Annotated in this window: 1 pseudogene; it reads left to right on the forward strand. The window is 73.5% G+C overall.

The window, feature by feature from the left end:
* Positions 1-2461: pseudogene (locus DBR34_RS20650) on the forward strand (ATP-dependent helicase); the annotation flags it as partial.

Below are 2461 nucleotides of genomic sequence, written 5' to 3' on the forward strand. Positions count from 1 at the left end.
CCGTACGGGCGGCGCGTGCACGACCCGTGGGCGCTGGCGATGGCCGCGCGCATCCGTGAACGCTGGGGCGTGGACCCGGCGGTCGTGGCCAGCGACGATGGCATCATCGCGCGGATTCCAGATACCGCCGGCCGCCTGCCCGGCGCGGACCTGTTCCTGTTCGAGCCGGAACAGGTGCGGCGCGAGGTGGCCCGTGCAGTGGGGACATCGGCGCTGTTCGCGGCCCGTTTCCGCGAATGCGCGGCGCGTGCACTGCTGCTGCCGCGCCGCAGCCCGGGCCGGCGTTCGCCGCTGTGGCAGCAGCGCCTGCGGGCGGCCGAACTGCTGGCCATCGCACAGCGGTACCCTGACTTCCCGATCCTGATCGAAGCCGCGCGCGAGTGCCTGCAGGACGTGTACGACCTGCAGGCGCTGGGCGCGTTGATGCAGCGCCTGGCCGAGGGCAGCGTGGACATCGCCGAGGTCACCACCGAGGTGCCGTCGCCGTTCGCGGCGAACCTGTTGTTCGGCTATGTCGCCGAGTTCATGTATGGCACCGACGTGCCGCTGGCCGAGCGCCGCGCGTCGGTGCTGTCGCTGGATGACGGCCTGCTGGCCGACCTGCTCGGGCAGGTGGACATGGGCGAGCTGCTGGACGCGGCCGTGGTCGACCAGGTCGGCGCGGAGCTGCAGCGCCTTGCACCGGCGCGGCGCGCGAAGGGCAGGGAAGGCGTGGCCGATCTGTTGCGCGAGCTGGGGCCGCTGGCGCTGCCGGAGGTGGCGCGGCGTCTGGTGGACGGCGACGCGGCCCTCGACCACCTGCGCGCCCTCGAACGCGACCACCGCGCCCTGCGCATCACGCTGGCCGGCAGCGAACACTGGGCCGCGGTGGACGATGCCACGCGGCTGCGCGATGCGCTGGGCGTCGCCTTGCTGGCGCTGCCACCGCATGCCGTGTTGCCGCCGTCCAACGATCCGCTGGGGGACCTGCTGGCCCGTTACGCGCGCACGCACCGGCCCTTTACCACCGCACAGGTGGCGACCGCATTTGGCGTGGGCGTGGTGGTGGCCGATGCGGCGCTGGACCAGCTGCAGGCGAAGGGCAAGGTACTGCGCGGCAGCTTCGGCGTGGTCCGCCAGGAACAGGATGCAGCCGATGGCGTGCCCGCACCGCTGGCGCTGGCCCACCACGAATGGGTGGCTGACGACGTGCTGCGCCGGCTGCGCATGCGCTCGCTGCAGGCGGCGCGCGCGGCCACCCGGCCGGTCGGACAGGACGCCTACGCGCTGTTGCTGCTGGAGCGGCAGGGGCTGGTGCCCGACGCGGCGCCGACGGCGCGCCTGGCCAACGTGTCGGCAGCCGCGCTGCACGGCATCGAGGGGGTGGCGCGGGTAGTGGAACTGCTGGCCGGCGTGACTGCCCCCGCATCGGTGTGGGAGAGCCAGATCCTGCCGGCCCGCGTGGGCGACTACGCACCGGGAATGCTCGATGAGCTGCTCGCCACCGGCAGCGTGCTGTGGGCCGGTCATGCGCGCATCGGCGACGATGACGGGCTGGTGTCACTGCACCTGCAGGAGGTCGCGTTCGAGACCCTGCCGGTGCCCACTGCGGTGCGCGATCTCTCGCCGTTGCAGCAGGCCATCGTGGCGGTGCTGGGCGATGGCGGCGCGTACTTTGCACGCCCCCTGGCGGTGGCCGTGCAGGGCCGCCTGGCCGCAACCGCATCGGAACAGCACGCCGCCCCTGTGGTCACGCCAGACACGTTGCAAGCGGCGTTGTGGGACCTTGTCTGGGCCGGCCATGTCACCACCGACATCTGGTCGCCGTTGCGCGGGCTGGCCGGTACGCGCGCACCGCGTCCCCGGGTGGTGCGGCACACCCGACGGCAGCGCGATCCGCGCTGGATCGACATGGCCGGGCCGCAGGACCCCGCGGGTACGTCGCCGGCGGCGGCCGTGAGCTTCGCCGCACCCGCCCTGACGGGGCGCTGGTCGTTGCTGCCGCGTGAAGCCGCCAGCGACACCGTGCGCGCGGTGGCACTGGCCGATGGCCTGCTGGACCGGCATGCCATCGTCACCCGTGGCGCGGCGGTGGCCGAGGGCATCGTGGGAGGATTTCCGGCGCTGCAGCAGGTGTATCGCGGCATGGAAGATGCCGGCCGCGTGTTGCGCGGTCGCTTCGTGACGGGCCTGGGCGGGGCGCAGTTCGCCGAACGCGCCACGGTCGATCGCCTGCGCGCCATCGCCGACACCCTGCACGCGGCACCGTCGCCGGTGGTCGTGGGGCTGTCAGCGCTGGACCCGGCAAACCCTTTCGGCAGCGTGCTGCCGTGGCCCGCGCATGCGGCCACCCTGCGCCCGGTGCGGCGCGCCGGCGCGCTGGTGGTGATCGGCGCCGGGCGCCCGCTGATGTACCTGGCACAGGGCGGACGCCAGTTGCTCACGTGGTTCGACGCGGCGCAGGCCAGCGCCGATCTCACCC

Origin of the sequence: Stenotrophomonas sp. HMWF003 (assembly GCF_003061285.1) — a bacterium.
Taxonomy (GTDB): domain Bacteria; phylum Pseudomonadota; class Gammaproteobacteria; order Xanthomonadales; family Xanthomonadaceae; genus Stenotrophomonas; species Stenotrophomonas maltophilia_AP.